The sequence below is a fragment of the Paraburkholderia sp. J67 genome (assembly GCF_905220265.1).
Lineage (GTDB): Bacteria > Pseudomonadota > Gammaproteobacteria > Burkholderiales > Burkholderiaceae > Paraburkholderia.
Map to the genome: position 1 here is coordinate 37,417 of NZ_CAJMZK010000019.1, position 13,416 is coordinate 50,832.

Annotated in this window: 13 protein-coding genes and 1 tRNA gene; 5 read left to right on the top strand and 9 right to left on the bottom strand. The window is 63.7% G+C overall.

Going from position 1 to position 13,416, the window contains the following annotated elements; genetic code table 11:
- Positions 1–334 precede the first annotated feature (334 nt).
- Positions 335–538 carry a cold-shock protein gene (locus U5782_RS27770; protein WP_027819263.1) on the top strand — a complete coding sequence of 68 codons (204 nt, stop codon included), beginning with the start codon at positions 335–337 and terminating at the stop codon, positions 536–538.
- 124 nt (positions 539–662) lie between these two features.
- Here U5782_RS27770 and U5782_RS27775 read toward each other — a convergent pair whose 3' ends face one another.
- The 3 genes from U5782_RS27775 to U5782_RS27785 form a co-directional block, all read right to left on the bottom strand.
- Entirely contained in the window at positions 663–1,925 is a 1,263-nt protein-coding gene (locus U5782_RS27775) for an Hsp70 family protein (RefSeq protein ID WP_322047097.1), read from the bottom strand.
- Positions 1,926–2,134: 209 nt separating this feature from the next.
- A complete protein-coding gene (locus U5782_RS27780) occupies positions 2,135–2,737 on the bottom strand; it encodes a nitroreductase family protein (RefSeq protein WP_322047098.1) in 603 nt (200 codons plus the stop codon).
- A 106-nt stretch (positions 2,738–2,843) separates the two neighbouring features.
- The gene (locus U5782_RS27785) at positions 2,844–4,127 is read right to left on the bottom strand and encodes an MFS transporter (protein WP_322047099.1); all 1,284 of its coding nucleotides are present in this window, start codon (positions 4,125–4,127) and stop codon (positions 2,844–2,846) included.
- Between the two features lie 174 nt (positions 4,128–4,301).
- Between U5782_RS27785 and U5782_RS27790 the strand changes: the two genes are divergently transcribed.
- Positions 4,302–4,979 (top strand): helix-turn-helix domain-containing protein, encoded by a 678-nt coding sequence (locus U5782_RS27790; RefSeq protein WP_322047100.1) that lies wholly within the window; start codon positions 4,302–4,304, stop codon positions 4,977–4,979.
- 47 nt (positions 4,980–5,026) lie between these two features.
- On the top strand, positions 5,027–5,617 hold the full coding sequence (locus U5782_RS27795; RefSeq protein ID WP_322047101.1) for a DUF1415 domain-containing protein: 591 nt from the start codon (positions 5,027–5,029) through the stop codon (positions 5,615–5,617).
- Between the two features lie 45 nt (positions 5,618–5,662).
- Here the strand turns inward: U5782_RS27795 and U5782_RS27800 are convergent, their stop codons facing one another.
- Positions 5,663–6,523: an SAM-dependent methyltransferase gene (locus U5782_RS27800; protein ID WP_322047102.1), complete on the bottom strand. Its 861-nt coding sequence runs from the start codon at positions 6,521–6,523 to the stop codon at positions 5,663–5,665.
- A gap of 377 nt (positions 6,524–6,900) precedes the next feature.
- Between U5782_RS27800 and U5782_RS27805 the strand changes: the two genes are divergently transcribed.
- Positions 6,901–7,221 carry a DNA-binding protein gene (locus U5782_RS27805; protein WP_322047103.1) on the top strand — a complete coding sequence of 107 codons (321 nt, stop codon included), beginning with the start codon at positions 6,901–6,903 and terminating at the stop codon, positions 7,219–7,221.
- Between the two features lie 135 nt (positions 7,222–7,356).
- On the opposite strand, the gene U5782_RS27810 is transcribed toward U5782_RS27805, so the two are convergent.
- Positions 7,357–8,511 carry a class I SAM-dependent methyltransferase gene (locus tag U5782_RS27810; RefSeq protein ID WP_322047104.1) on the bottom strand — a complete coding sequence of 385 codons (1,155 nt, stop codon included), beginning with the start codon at positions 8,509–8,511 and terminating at the stop codon, positions 7,357–7,359.
- 387 nt (positions 8,512–8,898) lie between these two features.
- Here U5782_RS27810 and U5782_RS27815 point away from each other — a divergent pair, with 387 nt between their 5' ends.
- A complete protein-coding gene (locus U5782_RS27815) occupies positions 8,899–11,217 on the top strand; it encodes an Eco57I restriction-modification methylase domain-containing protein (protein WP_322047105.1) in 2,319 nt (772 codons plus the stop codon).
- A gap of 16 nt (positions 11,218–11,233) precedes the next feature.
- Here U5782_RS27815 and U5782_RS27820 read toward each other — a convergent pair.
- The 4 genes from U5782_RS27820 to U5782_RS27835 form a co-directional block, all read right to left on the bottom strand.
- A tRNA-Thr gene (locus U5782_RS27820) sits at positions 11,234–11,309 on the bottom strand.
- 18 nt (positions 11,310–11,327) lie between these two features.
- Positions 11,328–11,822 carry a ClpXP protease specificity-enhancing factor gene (locus U5782_RS27825; protein WP_322047106.1) on the bottom strand — a complete coding sequence of 165 codons (495 nt, stop codon included), beginning with the start codon at positions 11,820–11,822 and terminating at the stop codon, positions 11,328–11,330.
- A 91-nt stretch (positions 11,823–11,913) separates the two neighbouring features.
- Positions 11,914–12,525: a glutathione S-transferase N-terminal domain-containing protein gene (locus U5782_RS27830; RefSeq protein WP_027797364.1), complete on the bottom strand. Its 612-nt coding sequence runs from the start codon at positions 12,523–12,525 to the stop codon at positions 11,914–11,916.
- 114 nt (positions 12,526–12,639) lie between these two features.
- A complete protein-coding gene (locus U5782_RS27835) occupies positions 12,640–13,416 on the bottom strand; it encodes a cytochrome c1 (RefSeq protein ID WP_415914420.1) in 777 nt (258 codons plus the stop codon).

Below are 13,416 nucleotides of genomic sequence, written 5' to 3' on the forward strand. Positions count from 1 at the left end.
AAGGCGCAACTCATGCGCGGCGCGTAGTTTAACGGTTGCACCGTCAAAAGACGCCAAAAATCTGCCGCTTCTACAAAAAAAACGGCAACTTAGCAAGCTTTGTAAGACTTTGTTTCGACCCTGAAGTAAAAATATATGGAGTTTCCCTGGGGCCTAGTTGACCTTCCAGACAATAAGCCGTATAAAGTTCGGGCAGGATTTCAAGCGGCGAGTGTGAATAGGTCTTTCGTAGTTCGCCCATCAACGGTACTCCGGTTGGTCCCATACCCCTTCCTTGATTTTCGTGCACCTCTTTGTTGTGGCTTCGGCCTTCATTCATTTTTAGGAAAGTAATATGGAAACCGGTACCGTCAAGTGGTTCAATGACGCTAAGGGCTTTGGCTTCATCACGCCGGACGGCGGTGGCGAAGACCTGTTCGCACACTTCTCGGAAATCAAGATCGACGGCTTCAAGACGCTGCAAGAGAACCAAAAGGTTCAATTCGAAGTGCGTACGGGCCCGAAGGGCAAGCAAGCTGCGAACATCAAGCCGGTCTAAGTACCGTCTTTGACCGTCAGGGCTTACCTCTGGTCCTGACTGGCAAGCTTACAGAAAAACCCCACTCTTCTACTTGAAAGTGGGGTTTTTTGTCGCCTGCGCTTTCTGCGCAGGCGCGCGCAGTTCAGCCGAACAGCCGCCGCGCGTGAATCCCCAGCCCGGTCGCCACGCTGGCGAGGCGGTCGCCGAACACGGCTTGCGCCTGCGGGAAAGCGTCGGCGAGCGCCTGGGTCAGGAACAGCAGACCCGTCGAGCCGCCCGTAAAGTACAACGCGTTCACCGCACCCGGCGCCACGCCGGCCGCCTGCACCGTGTCGCGCGCAGCCTGGACGATGCGGCGCGTTTCCTCGCGGCCGGCTTCCAGCAATTGCGCATCGTCAAAGGCAAGGCGCAGGTCGGCTTCCACCTGCTCCAGATCGATCATCGTTTCGCCACCGGCCGACACGCCGATCTTCGCCTCTTCCGCGCGCGCCGCCAGCGCGTGACCCAGACGCCAGTCGACCACGCGCATCAGGCGATCGTGCTGCGCGGTATCGCGGTACAGATGGCGCATGAGCTTGAGCTCGGTCGCGCGCTTGGGCGTGTAGACCGTATTGATCAGATGCCAGGTGGCCAGATCGAAATAGACACGGTTCGGCAGTTCACGGCCTTCCGGGTCGAGCGACTGGTAGCCGAGCTCGCGCAAAATCGTCGCGAGTTCTACCCGGCGGTCGAAATCCGTGCCGGCCACGTGCACGCCGTGGTGCGCGAGCACATCGTCCTTGCGCTCCAGACGCGTCATGCGCTGCGGCCCGACGCGCACGAGCGAAAAGTCCGAGGTACCGCCGCCGATGTCGGCCACGAGCACCAGCCCTTCCTCCGTCAAACGCGATTCGTAGTCGAATGCCGCCGCGATCGGTTCGTACTGGAACTGGATCTCCTTGAAACCCACCGCACGCGCCGCCGCTTCGAGCTGATCCTGAGCGAGCTGATCGGCGCGCGGGTCTTCGTCGACGAAGAACACCGGACGACCCAGCACCGCGCGCGAAACGCTCGCCCCCACGCAACGCTCGGCGCTGCGTTTGAGGTGATCGAGGAAGATCGCGATGATTTCCGTGTAGCGCATGGCGCTGCCGTCGCCGAGATCGGTCGTGCTCTCCGCCAGCGGCGAGCCGAGGATGCTCTTCATCGAGCGCATCAGCCGCCCATCGAACCCGTCGATGTAGGCGGCGAGCGCCGCGCGGCCGAATTCACGCGTGTGCTCGTCGGTGTTGAAGAACACCGAGGTCGGCAACGTGGTGTGCGCGCCTTCCACGGGCGCAAGCCGCATGGCGTCGCCAGGCGCAGCGCCTGGCAGGGCCACGGCGGAATTGGAAGTACCGAAGTCGATCGCGCAAAACGGGGTCATGACAATGACGCACGGCGCAAGGCACGCGCGATGAGGAAGACTGGGAGGACGGGCTTTGTATCACGAAAGCGCGGCGTGGAGCAACCGCGGGCCGGGGATGCGGCCCCCACAAGGTAAAGCCGGTAAAACGCAATGAAACGCACACAACGAAACGCGCGGACCAGGCCGCGCGTTGCTATTTTACCGCCTGGCGTCAGTGCGCCGGAAACTTAGCCTTTGAACGGCTGCTTCCATGCATTCGCGTAGGCAATTTCGCCGACGGCCGAACGCGTACGCTCCGCCTTTTCGCGATCGCGCAGCACCGGTTCGAGCTTTTCGGCATCGCCGTAATGGCCGATTGAGATGAACGCGAGCGGCTCCACGTCATTCGGCAGGGCGAACTCCTTGCGGAAAGCGTTCACGTCGAAGCCGCTCATCTGGTGCGCGGCAAGACCCAGCGCATGCGCCTGCAACACCAGCGACATCGCTGCTGCGCCCGCATCGTACTGTGCCGTGCGGTTGACCTCGCCCTTGGCGTTGAGCGTCTGCGCCGTCACGGCGATCAGCACGGGCGCTGGCGCGTTCCATTGCTGGTTGAACGGCACGAGCGTCGCGAAAGCGCGCTTGAACGCGGCTTCGTCTTCCGTGCGATCGAACACGACGAAGCGCCACGGCTGAAGGTTGTAGCCCGACGGCGCCCAGCGCGCGGCCTCGATCACCGCGTGCAGCGCCTCGCGCGACACCGGCTCGTTCGAGTAGGCGCGCGGGCTCCAGCGGCCGGCGATCAGTTCGTGGATGGGCACGGCTGTCGGTGCGGGTTTGTGCTTCGTCATGCCTTGTCTGTCCTTGAGGGTAGCGGGCGCCAGGCCCGGGGCCATCAGCATACCCGCGCCGCGTGAAACTCGCTCAAGCGACGAATTTCATGCGGTGACCGCGAATTCAGGCGGCCTGCACGCCCACCGTGCGCGCACCGCGGTTGATGCGCAGGACGAGAAACGACGCCACCAGACACAGACCGCCCGAGATCATCGACGCCACCGTGTAGGTGCCGAGGCTCGAACGCAGCAACCCCGCACCGAACGCCGCGAACGCCGCACCCAGCTGATGGCCCGCCACCACCCAGCCGAAGATGATGGGCGCGCGCTCCTTGCCGAAGACATCGGTGGCGAGGCGCACCGTCGGCGGGACGGTGGCGATCCAGTCGAGTCCGTAGAACACGGCGAAGATCGGCAGGCCGAAAAAGTCGATGCCGAACGCGTGCGGCAGATAGATCAGCGACAGCCCGCGCAGCCCGTAGTACCAGAACAGCAGCACGCGGCTGTTGAAGCGATCCGACAGCCAGCCCGAGAGCGTCGTGCCGAACAGATCGAAGATGCCCATCGTCGCCAGCAGCGACGCGCCCTGCACTTCCGTCATACCGTAGTCGCCGCACATGGCGATCAGGTGCGTGCCCACATAACCGTTGGTGCTCGCGCCACAAATGAAGAAGCTGAAGAACAGCAGCCAGAAGTCGCGCGTGCGGCTCGCCTGCGCCAGCGCGCCAAAGGCAAGCGTGAGCGGATTCTGCTGCGGCGCCGGCGGGACGATGGGCGCATCGTGCGCCTCGCCGTAGGCGCGCAGTTCGAGGCTGGCCGGGCGCTCCGGCAACAGGAAGGCGACCAGCGGCAACACCACCGCGGCGGCGATCGCCACCACGATCACGACCGATTGCCAGCCGTGCTTTTCGGCAATCGCCGCGAGGAACGGCAGGAACACGAGCTGGCCCGTGGCCGAGCTTGCGGTGAGGATGCCCATCGCGAGGCCGCGATGCGTGCTGAACCACCGTGTGACGACCGTGGCCGAGAGCGAGAGCGCGGCAACGCCCGTGCTGCCACCCACCATCACGCCCCAGATCAGGATCATCTGCCACGGATGCGTCATCAGCGCCGAGAGCGCGACGCCCGCCGCCATCGTGCCAAGCGCCACCAGCAGCGTGGGCCGTATACCGAAGCGCTGCATCGCCGCGGCCGCGAATGGGCCCATCAGCCCGTAGAGCGCGATGTTGACCGAAATCGCCAGCGAGATCGTCGCGCGCGACCAGCCGAACTGATGCTCGAGCGGCACCATCATCACGCTCGGCGTGGCGCGCGTGCCGGCCGCCGCCAGCAGCACCAGGAACACCACCGCCACGACGAGCCATCCATAGTGGAAGCGCCCGCCAACCATTCTCGCTGCCCAGTTCATCCGTACTCCTTGTTGGCGTTGTGCCCGATGGTCTGTCTGTTGTGCATGCTGTGACAGCGATCCTGGCCCGATTACGCCGAGGCCAGATTGTTACCGATCAGTCACAAGTGTGTTGCGATAGTAGTGACCGCTCGGTAACATGTCAAGCGTAACCCTGTCGACGAGATGCCCGCCATGCCCAAACGCCAAGATGCACCCGCCGCCCCTGCCGCCTCCGCCGCGCCCACGCGCACGCAGACGGCCGGGCCGCGCGCGCAGGAGCAACTGCTGCGCGCCGCGGACGAGCTGTTCTATCAGGAAGGCGTGCGCGCGGTGGGCGTGGATGCCGTGGTCGAGCGCGCGGGCGTGAACAAGATGAGCCTGTACCGGCAATTTTCGTCGAAGGACGATTTGGTGGTGGCGTATCTGAAGCGCTGCGACGTGCGCTTCTTCGAGCGTTTCGAGGCAAGTGCCGCGAAGCATCCCGGCGACGCGGCGCGGCAACTGCTGCAATGTTGCGAGGATCTGGCGCGCCGCGCCTCGGCGCCCGAGTATCGCGGCTGTCCGTTCGTGAATGTCGCGGCCGAGTTTCCCGACGCGGCGCATCCCGCGCGCCAGAGCGTCATCGAGAACAAAACCCGGCTGATGGCGCGCCTGAACGAACTCGCGCGCGCAGCCAACGCAGCCGATCCCGCCGCGCTCGCCGACGAACTGGCCTTGCTGGTCGAGGGCGTCTACGCCGCGAGCCAGACTTATGGCCCCGGTTGCGGGCCGATCCTGGCCGCGCCACGCATGGCAAAGCTGCTGATCGAGGCGGCTTGCGGCAGGAGCATCGATATCGCTCCCGTCCCAACGCCGCACGATGCGGCCTGAGCTCGCACGCGCGAGCAGAGCGGCCTCGCGCGAGTAGAATCGCGGCCATGAACGACACCGCCGCTTCCCCCACTCCGGGCGCCACGCCCGAGCACGCCGCAATCATCGACGCCACGCGCCACTGGCTCACGCGCGCCGTGATCGGCCTCAACCTCTGCCCCTTTGCGAAGAGCGTGCACGTGAAGGGCCAGATTCGCTACGCGATCAGCGCGGCGACCAACCTGGAAGGTGTACTTACCGATCTGGAAACCGAACTGCGCGCGCTCGATGAAGCCGACCCGGCCGCGATCGACACGACACTGCTGATCCTGCCGCACGCGCTCGCCGACTTCATCGAGTACAACGACGCGCTACATTTCGCCGACTTGCTGCTCGGGCAGTTGCGCCTCGACGGTACGTTACAGATCGCGAGCTTCCATCCGCGATACCAGTTCGAGGGCACCGAGCCCGACGACATCGAAAACTACACGAATCGCGCGCCGTATCCGATCCTGCATCTGTTGCGCGAAGACAGCATCGAGCGCGCCGTGGACGCCTTCCCGGACGCCGCCGACATCTACGAACGCAATCAGGAAACGCTGCGCCGCCTCGGCCTCGAGGGCTGGCGCGCGTGGATGGCGAAGCGCGACGAGGCGTGAAGTCCGTCCTTCGCCTGATACGGGCCGACTAGCCCGTACCCGGCGTCAGCTCGCGCTGGTCTCGGCGGCCGGCTCGCCTTCATCGGAGAAGAAACGCTCGCGCAGATCGGCGAGCCCGAAGGTATCGAGGATCTCGTTGAGCCGCTCGGTCGGGCGGCGGCGCGGCAGATTCTTGTACTGGGCGATGATCAGCTCGTTCTTCATCGAGTGCTCCCAGCCCACCAGCTCGGTCACGCTCACCTGATAGCCGTGCGCCTCCAGTTGCAGGCAGCGCAGCACATTGGTGATCTGACTGCCGAACTCGCGCGTATGCAGCGGATGGCGCCAGATCTCCGTGAGCGCCTGGCCGAGCGACTTGCCCTTGTTCCGCCGCAACACCCCCGCCACTTCAGCCTGACAGCACGGCACCACCACGATGTAGCGCGCCTGCTTCTTGAGCGCGAAACGCAGCGCATCGTCGGTGGCGGTGTCGCACGCGTGCAACGCCGTCACGATATCGACCGTGGGCGGCAGTTGCGTGGACGTGATCGAATCGGCCACCGACAGATTGAGAAACGACATCCCGCCAAAGCCCAGGCGCTGCGCGAGCTCGCGCGAGCGTTCGACGAGCTCGTCGCGCGTCTCGATGCCGAAGATATGCGACTTGTCGCGCAGACCCTTGAAAAAGAGATCGTAGAGAATAAAACCCAGGTAGGACTTGCCCGCACCATGATCGACGAGCGTCACGTCGCGGCCATCCTGCTTGAGGTCTTTGAGCAGCGGCTCGATGAACTGGAACAGGTGATAGACCTGCTTCAGCTTGCGGCGGCTGTCCTGATTCATCTTTCCGTCGCGAGTGAGGATATGGAGCTCTTTGAGAAGCTCGATCGACTGGTTCGGGCGGATTTCGTAAGTCTTGCTGGACATCGGGGTGGCTTGAAAAGAGTGGCGTCTTTTATCGCGATACGTGCGGCAGGCGACGGAACGACGCAAATATATCTGTCATTTTACGGAAAAAGCAGAAAGAGGCCGCCAGCCCGAGCGGCTCATATATCTGATGATTGGAGCGTCCGGCACGCTGACCCACGTCCGGACGGCAGGGAGGGGTTGATTAAAAAAGACACGGCGCCGTCATGCCGATGTCCAGAAAGGACCATTTTTGGGGCGCGACTGACCGGCAATGTACCGGGAATGCGCGCATGGGAGGTCGCTGACGGATTTGCCGGCAGCGATAAATCAGGTACGACGCGGACCCCGTTGCGCAATGGCGCGCGGTGCTGCGCGCGCCTTGCATGGGGCATGCAATGAACACGATACCCGACGGTAACGCTGAGCAGAAATTCCAGGAACTGCTGGCCAGGCTCGTAGAAGTGCCCGAGTGGACGGAAAAGCAGCAACTGGAGCTCGAAATGGCGCGCGACATCTCAGTCGAGATGCTCAGGCTCGCCGAGGACATGCGCGACGGCGCGGCGGATCTGGAGAACTGCCTGATCCTGCTGAAATACGCCAAAGTGCTCGATTTCGTGATGTCGGCGCTGGCCACGCGCAGAGACATCAAACCGCAAACCCTGAGAGTGATATTCAAGCTCGCGGGATTGCGCGTCGACGAGGCTTATCCCGGCTAGTGGCAACGGTTGCATCCGGCGGGCGAGCGCCCGCCGCGATGCCGTCTGATGTGCGCTTATCCGCCCGTCAGCCACCGTGTTCACACGGCGGCGCCGCGCTTTTCCCTTCTTTGCCCTTCCTGCTTTCAGCCCCCATTACTCGCTACGCACCTTCAGTCGCCACAACGACGTGACTTCGGCCGTGCGGGCGCGATGCAGCGGATCGGTGGGATCGCTCGCCTTCGGATGGCGCGGGCGGATGTCCTCGCGCCCGGCGACTTCGAGCCCGGCCTCGACGATCCATTCCACCAGCGCTTCGCGCGTACGCAAACCCAGATGCTCCGCGAAATCGGACAGGATCAGCCAGCCCTCGCCGCCCGGTTCCAGATGGTCTTTCAGCCCGGCGAGAAAACCGCGCAGCATCCGGCTGTCCGGGTCGAAAACCGCATACTCGATGGGCGATGCGGGCCGCGCCGGCACCCACGGCGGGTTACAGACAACGAGCGGTGCGCGCCCCGGCGGGAACAGATCGACCTCGATCACTTCGACTTGATCGCCATAGCCGAGCCTGTCCAGGTTCTCGCGTGCGCACGCCAGTGCGCGCGCATCCTGATCGGTCGCGACCACATGCTTCACACCGCGCGAGGCCAGCACGGCGGCAATCACACCCGTACCGGTACCAATATCGAAGGCCTTTTTCAGCGCCTCTGACGGCAATGGCACGCGTGCGACCAGATCCAGATATTCGCCGCGCACCGGCGAAAACACGCCGTAGTACGGGTGAATGTGTGCGCCACCGAGCGCAGGAATCGCCACGCCCTTCCTGCGCCACTCGTGCGCGCCGATCAGGCCGAGCACCTCGCGCAGCGACACTGCGGACGGTTCGCCGTCCGGCGCGCCCCATGCTTCTTCGCAGGCGAGCTTCGCATCCGGCGCGCGGCGCAACGCGATCGAATAATCGCCTTCGATCGGCAGCAGCACCATGCCGAGCGTGCGCGCGCGCTGCGCCTGCGCCTGCCTATGCAGGTGAAACGCCTCGATCGGCGTGGCCGGCGCCTTGGGCGCGCCGCCCTTGCGCGGCTTGTGCTCGGCGCGTCGCGCCATCGCTTGCAACAACTGGCGCGCGTTCTGATAGTCGCCGCGCCACAGCAGCGCAGTGCCCTCGCAGGCGAGACGGTAGGCGACATCGGCCGTGGTGCGGTCGTCGGCGACGACGACGCGCTTCGGTGCGGGCACACCCGCCTCCGAACGCCAGCGCAGGGTGCGGGGGCCGTCCGTGTCGGGCCAGGTCAAGGTGGGAAAGTCGGTCATAGGTTCTGAATGCTTAACGGCTCGGCGCGACGGCGCGCGCGGAATGCGGCGCCATCTTATAGCAGAGCATCGTCCTGTGTTTGGCCGGGACGCCCATCGAGCCGGCATGTCGGCATCATCGCGCAGCGGCGCGCGGGCGTCGACTCGGCTGAACGACATAGGCCATGTGGCCAGGAGCATGCCCAGTAAAATGAGCGTCAATCCGCGCAACGGCGCCACAAACAGAATATGTCAGAGACAAATCCGATGACGCGCAAGCCATCCTCGCGCAAGCAAAGCCCACGTCGAGCAGGCGCGTCCAGCGGTAGGCTCGACGCGCGGTTTTATGCCGGACTGCTGCATATCATCGGCGTGCGGGAGCAGATCGAACGCGGAAAGACTAGCGTCGTGAGGCGCGAGCACGACGAGCCGACGCCCGACGCGCTCATCGAACTGGCGATCGCGCATATCGAAGCCTGCGGAACAACGGCACCTGACCAGGCATTCCATGAGGCACTGCGGCTTTGCATCGTCTGGATCGCGCGCATGGTGTTTCTCAAGTTGCTCGAGGCGCGGCTCGTGGCCCTGCATGAGCGCGATCCCGCATATGCCTTTCTGAGCGCTAGCCGTCTCGCCACCTATAGCGACTTCACCGCGTTGTGCGGCGATGTGTTCTGCACCGAGCCGTCGGACTCCCCGCGCCGCTTTCCTCACCTACCCCGCTTTGACCCGAAGCTGTTTGCGCCCGTCGATCTTGCGTCGTTCGACCTCATGCTGGATCGCGCGCAATACCGCATCGGGGAGTTGCTGGAACACCTCGACGCGTTCGCATTCGCCGACGACACCGCCGCGCTCGGTCTGGTCTTCGAAAGACTCAACGGTTATCGCGACGGCGCCTGGTACACCCCCGAAAGCGTGGCAACGTTTCTCGCTGAAGCGGCGATCACGCAAGCCGTGCTAGGCCGCTTCAACCGTCTAAACAATTGGCACTGCACGACGATCGATCAGCTATCCGAACAAATCGATGATGTTGAGCAAGCGCGCGCACTGTTCGCCGGACTGCGCTTATGCGACCCGGCGGTCGGAACCGGTCACCTGCTGGCTTCCGCGCTGGACGCGCTGATAGCGATTAAATCGAAGCTCGGCCTCTGCGCGCACGGCGGGAGCGAAAGCGATGCCGCGTGCTTTCGCGAAAAGCTCACGATCATCGAACAAAACCTTTTCGGCGTGGATATCGACGCGCACGCACTCGGCCTCGCGCGCCTGCGCCTCGTGTTCGAATTGCTGGCGCATGCCGGTTACGACGACGAAGGCCGCTTTTCCGTGCTGCCGGATCTCGAAGCGAACCTCAGGCACGGCAACGCGGTGATGGCCAGCATCGCTCACGCCCCGGAAGCGGCCCACCCCGCAAAAGCGCACGTCGACGACTTCGCGTGGCACCGCGAATTCCCCTCGGCTTGCGACGCCTATGGCCGCTTCATCGGCTTCGATGCCATCATCGCCAACCCGCCGTATATCGACTCCGAACGCATGATCAACGACGGCCAGAAGCCGCTGCGCGAAGCGCTCGCGCAACGCTGGCCAAGCGCGCGTGGCAACTGGGATCTCTACATCCCGTTCATGGAGCTGGGCCTGACGCTCCTCGCGCCGCACGGCGCGATGGCGTTTCTCACCCCGGACAAGTGGCTCTCGCGCCCCTTCGGCGCTGCGTTCCGCGCGCGCCATCTCGACAAGGTCGCGCGCATCGTCACGTTGGGCCGCGACATCTTCGAACGGGCGCTAGTGGACTCGATCGTGACGATCTATCACAAGGCTGGCTCCGGAACGATCGAAACGAGCCGGCTCGACGACGCTACGCTCACGCCGCTCGCCAACGTGGACAAGCGTGAGCTCGACGCACCGTGGACGCTCGACGCCCTGCTCTCGCCGCACCATGCGTTCGTGCAGCGGCTCACGCGCATGCATCCGACACTCGGCTCGCTGCTCCCATGTGAAAACGCCTGCGCGACGGCCGACGCATACCGCCTCGCGCCGCTGATCGAAGAAGCGCACGATGGCCTCGTCGCGTCGCGGCACTATCGCGTGGTGAACACCGGCACGCTCGACCGCTACCTGTCGCGCTGGGCCAGCAAGCCGATGACCTACCTTGGCCGGCGTTACGCGCAACCCGTCGTCGAACGCGTGCGCTTCGCCGCCACCTTCACGAACGGCTATTGCGCGAAGGCCGCGGCGAAAAAGGTGATCGTGAAAGGCCTCACGCATCTGCACGCAACGCTCGACCTCGAGGGCGACATGCTGCCTGGCAAAACCACGCTGATCCTGCGCGCCGACGATGAGGACCTGCTGAAATTCGCCGCCGCCGTGCTGAACTGCCCGCTCGCGGTGTTCGTGACGCGCGTGCGCTTCGGGGCATCGAGCTATAACGGCGGCGTCGCGTTCACGAAGTCGATGATCGACGCATTGCCGGTGCCGGCGGATGCGGGCGTGCGTGCCGGCGTTGTGCGCAAGGTCGACGAAGTGATGAGGTTGAGGCAGTGTGGCCAGCGAGCGCCAGCGGAAGCGCTCATGCGCGAGATCGAGCACGCGCTATATGCGGCGTACGGACTCGAAGAAGAAGAGATCGCCTGGGTCGAGCAACGGTCGAGCCGCCGCGTCGCGAACCAGGCGCCGACCGATACGCCAAACGACACCCCAAACGAAAAAAGGGTTACAGCTTGTGCGCTGTAACCCTTTTCGAACTGTTTGGTGCCGGCTGCAGGACTCGAACCCGCCACCTGATGATTACAAATCAACTGCTCTACCAGATGAGCTAAGCCGGCGTAGCCCGTGATTCTACTTCATTTCACGATCTTGAGGTGACCCTTTCCACCCTTTGCCGCACTATCGTCGCCTTTTTCGGGTGTGGACGCAGCGATGTCATCGGCGCCCGGATCTTGAGGCGCGGCTTCGACCGCATTCATCGGCACGTCCTCGTGCTCATCCTGTGCGGACGGCAGCACGTCGTCGGCGTCGCCAGCAGGCGCTTCGACCGGGAACGCCATGCCCTGGCCATTCTCGCGCGCGTAGATGGCGAGCACATTCGCCACCGGCACTTCGATCTTGTGCGACTTGCCCGAGAAGCGCGCGTGGAACTCGATCAACTCGTTGCCCATCTGCAGCTGGCTCGTGGCGTCGAAACTGATGTTCAGCACGATCTCGCCGTCGCGCACGAACTGGCGCGGCACGCGCGTGTGGTTGTCGACCCGCACCGCGATATGCGGCGTAAAGCCGTTGTCGGTGCACCATTCGTACAGCGCGCGCAACAAATACGGCTTGGTGGAAATCTCTTGCATCAACAATCCTCTGAGGAGGCCGCGCGCGCGCAATGCTGCCTCGCGCGCACGCCTCCAGTTACTCCTGCCACAACTGCGCCAAAGCGATGGCTTAGCGGCGCATCACCTTTTCCGACGGCGTCAGCGCTTCGATGTAGGCCGGACGGCTGAAGATACGCTCGGCGTACTTCATCAGCGGCGCGGCGTTCTTCGACAGTTCGATGCCGTAGTGGTCGAGGCGCCACAGCAGCGGTGCGATCGCGACGTCGAGCATCGAAAACTCTTCGCCCAGCATGTACTTGTTCTTCAGGAAGATCGGTGCGAGTTGCGTGAGGCGATCGCGGATCGCCAGACGCGCCTTCTCGTGATTCTTCTCGGCCGCCTTGCCCTTCTCGTTTTCGAGTGTGCTCACGTGCACGAACAGTTCTTTCTCGAAGTTGAGCAGGAACAGGCGGGCGCGCGCGCGCTGGACCGGATCGGCCGGCATCAGCTGCGGATGCGGGAAGCGCTCGTCGATGTACTCGTTGATGATGTTCGACTCGTACAGAATCAGGTCGCGCTCGACCAGAATCGGCACCTGACCATACGGATTCATCACGGCGATGTCTTCCGGTTTATTGAACAGGTCGACGTCGCGGATTTCGAAGTCCATGCCCTTTTCGAACAACACCAGCCGGCAGCGCTGGGAGAACGGGCAGGTAGTGCCGGAGTACAGAACCATCATGATTTACATTTCCTCAATAAACCCAAAAGGCCAGCGGGCGAAAACACCGCCCGACGGTCGTTAGACTGTCAGGCGGTGTGTCGTCATACCGGCCCCACGTCGGTCAGGACGTGCCTATTTGATATCTTTCCAGTACGCAGCGTTCAGTCGCCACGCGAAAAAGCTCAGGACGCCGAGAAACAGAAGCACCCACACCCCGAGCTGCTTGCGGGTGCGCTGCTCCGGCTCCGACATCCAGCCGAGGTACGCAACCAGGTCGGCCACGGCAGAATCATAATCCACCGGCGAGAGCTTACCCGGCGTGACCTGTTGGTACCCCACAAAGCGGCGGACCTTCTCCCCCGTTTCCTCATCCACCGTATCTTCGAACTTCGCCGTGCGCACGCCCTGCAACTGCCAGAGCACATGCGGCATGCTCACGTTCTCGAACACCATGTTGTTCCAGCCGGTCGGGCGCGTGTCGTCGCGGTAGAAGCTGCGCAGATACGTGTACAGCCAGTCGCGCCCTCGGGCGCGCGCCTCCACGGAGAGGTCCGGCGGCGGCACGCCGAACCACGATTTGGCGTCGTCCGGGCGCATCGCGATGGTCATCGTGTTGCCGACCTTGTCCGTCGTAAACAACAGATTATCCTCGATCTGCTTTTGCGGAATGCCGAGATCCTGCAACCGGCTATAGCGCATCAGACTCGCACTGTGGCAATTCAGGCAATAGTTTACAAACAATTGCGCGCCGTGTTGCAGCGAAGCAAGATTTTCGCCGTTATCGGGAGCGCGGTCGAGCGGAATGTTTTCCTGCGCCCCAACCGATCCGACCCCAAACGACAACACACACGCCACCATCAAGCCCGTCCGGACGCTCGCCCGGGCGAGCGTCGAAAAGAGAGATTTCAT

Bases quoted from the DNA above. Each gene is read 5' to 3' on its own strand.
- U5782_RS27770 (WP_027819263.1), top strand. From the start codon at position 335: ATGGAAACCGGTACCGTCAAGTGGTTCAATGACGCTAAGGGCTTTGGC.
- U5782_RS27775 (WP_322047097.1), bottom strand. From the start codon at position 1,925: ATGACCCCGTTTTGCGCGATCGACTTCGGTACTTCCAATTCCGCCGTG.
- U5782_RS27780 (WP_322047098.1), bottom strand. From the start codon at position 2,737: ATGACGAAGCACAAACCCGCACCGACAGCCGTGCCCATCCACGAACTG.
- U5782_RS27785 (WP_322047099.1), bottom strand. From the start codon at position 4,127: ATGAACTGGGCAGCGAGAATGGTTGGCGGGCGCTTCCACTATGGATGG.
- U5782_RS27790 (WP_322047100.1), top strand. From the start codon at position 4,302: ATGCCCAAACGCCAAGATGCACCCGCCGCCCCTGCCGCCTCCGCCGCG.
- U5782_RS27795 (WP_322047101.1), top strand. From the start codon at position 5,027: ATGAACGACACCGCCGCTTCCCCCACTCCGGGCGCCACGCCCGAGCAC.
- U5782_RS27800 (WP_322047102.1), bottom strand. From the start codon at position 6,523: ATGTCCAGCAAGACTTACGAAATCCGCCCGAACCAGTCGATCGAGCTT.
- U5782_RS27805 (WP_322047103.1), top strand. From the start codon at position 6,901: ATGAACACGATACCCGACGGTAACGCTGAGCAGAAATTCCAGGAACTG.
- U5782_RS27810 (WP_322047104.1), bottom strand. From the start codon at position 8,511: ATGACCGACTTTCCCACCTTGACCTGGCCCGACACGGACGGCCCCCGC.
- U5782_RS27825 (WP_322047106.1), bottom strand. From the start codon at position 11,822: ATGCAAGAGATTTCCACCAAGCCGTATTTGTTGCGCGCGCTGTACGAA.
- U5782_RS27830 (WP_027797364.1), bottom strand. From the start codon at position 12,525: ATGATGGTTCTGTACTCCGGCACTACCTGCCCGTTCTCCCAGCGCTGC.
- U5782_RS27835 (WP_415914420.1), bottom strand. From the start codon at position 13,416: ATGAAATCTCTCTTTTCGACGCTCGCCCGGGCGAGCGTCCGGACGGGC.